Source organism: Blastomonas sp. CCH9-A1, assembly GCF_001557175.1.
In the GTDB taxonomy this organism is placed as follows: domain Bacteria; phylum Pseudomonadota; class Alphaproteobacteria; order Sphingomonadales; family Sphingomonadaceae; genus Blastomonas; species Blastomonas delafieldii_A.
In genome coordinates, this window is record NZ_LSHM01000054.1 from 1 (window position 1) to 1,423 (window position 1,423).

The window sequence follows — 1,423 nt, forward strand, 5'->3', positions numbered from 1 at the left end:
GGTCGTGTCCGTCAACGTGGTGTAAATTCGGTTGTGGCCAGCGGGCTGCATTTTCAGGCGGCCTTTGGTGTAATCTGTAGCGGCTGAGCCTCCTCGATGGTTGGTGTGGCGAGCGCTGCCATGCCCTCGATCTGCATGTAGCGGTGCTGGAGCTGGTATTCGTCGTTTTGCTCGAGCAGGACGGCGCCGACGAGACGGATGATGCTGTCCTCGTTGGGGAAGATGCCGACGACATCGGCGCGGCGCTTCACTTCTTTGTTCAGGCGCTCCAGCGGATTGGTGCTGTGGAGCTTGACCCGGTGCTGTTCGGGGAAGGTCATGTAGGCCAGCACGTCATGCTCGGCTTCATCCATGCAGGTGCCCAGCTTCGGCCAGCGGGCGCGCAACTGGTCGGCAACCTGCCGCCAGACCTGTGTCGCGGCGGCATGATCGGGCTGGAGGAAGACCTGGCGGATGGCGGCGGCAACGACCGTGTTCTGGCCCTTGGGGACGTATGCCAGCGCATTGCGCATGAAGTGGACGCGGCAGCGCTGCCAGGTGGCGCTGAGGACGCGGGTGATTGCCGCCTTGAGGCCTTCGTGGGCATCCGAGATGACCAGCCTGACCCCCGTCAGCCCGCGGCGGGCGAGGTCCTTGAGGAAGTCGGACCAGAACACCTCAGCCTCCGATGGGCCGATGTGCAGGCCGACGATCTCGCGCTTGCCCTCGGTGTTGACGGCAACGGCGATTATCGCGGCGACGCTGACGATCCGGCCGCCCTGGCGCACCTTCAGGTATGTGGCATCGAGCCAGAGGTAGGGCCAGTCGCCTGCTAGCGGGCGCTTGAGGAAGGCATGGACGCGCTCGTCGATATCTTTGCACAGCTTCGAGACCGAGGATTTGGAGATGCCGGTCATGCCCATGGCCTGCACCAGATCATCGACCCGCCGGGTGCTGACCCCGGCGATCCACGCCTCCTGGATCACGGCGACCAAGGCCTTCTCCACCGTCTTCCGCGGCTCCAGGAAGCCCGGGAAGTATGCGCCCGTCCGCAGCTTGGGGATCTTCAGGTTGAGCGTGCCGAGCCGCGTGTCGAGGCTGCGGTCGCGGTAGCCGTTGCGCCAGGTCGTGCGATCGCCGGAGCGCTCATGCCGGGCGGCACCGATCAGGCCCTCGACGTCGGCCTCCATGATGATCTGCAATACGCTTTCGGCAATGGTGCGCAGAAAATCTCCATCTCCGCTCTTCGCCAAAAGCTCGGCAAGCGGTAGTCTGTCTTCGGTCATCGGGATCAACTCCTTGGTTGGTGTGAAGCTTGGAAACTCCACCTTACCAATGAGCCCGGTGGCCACCGAGATCGAAATCGCGCGGGGTGGGGCATGCCCCACCCCGCGCGATCACCTCAATCTACACCAGAAATTACACCACGAGCGCGGACGCTAAC

At 63.9% G+C, this 1,423-nt stretch carries 1 protein-coding gene; it reads right to left on the reverse strand.

Annotated elements, in window-relative coordinates:
- Nucleotides 1-53: 53 nt before the first annotated feature.
- The gene (locus tag AX725_RS14855) at nt 54-1,265 is read right to left on the reverse strand and encodes an IS256 family transposase (RefSeq protein ID WP_066119276.1); all 1,212 of its coding nucleotides are present in this window, start codon (nt 1,263-1,265) and stop codon (nt 54-56) included.
- Nucleotides 1,266-1,423 lie beyond the last annotated feature (158 nt).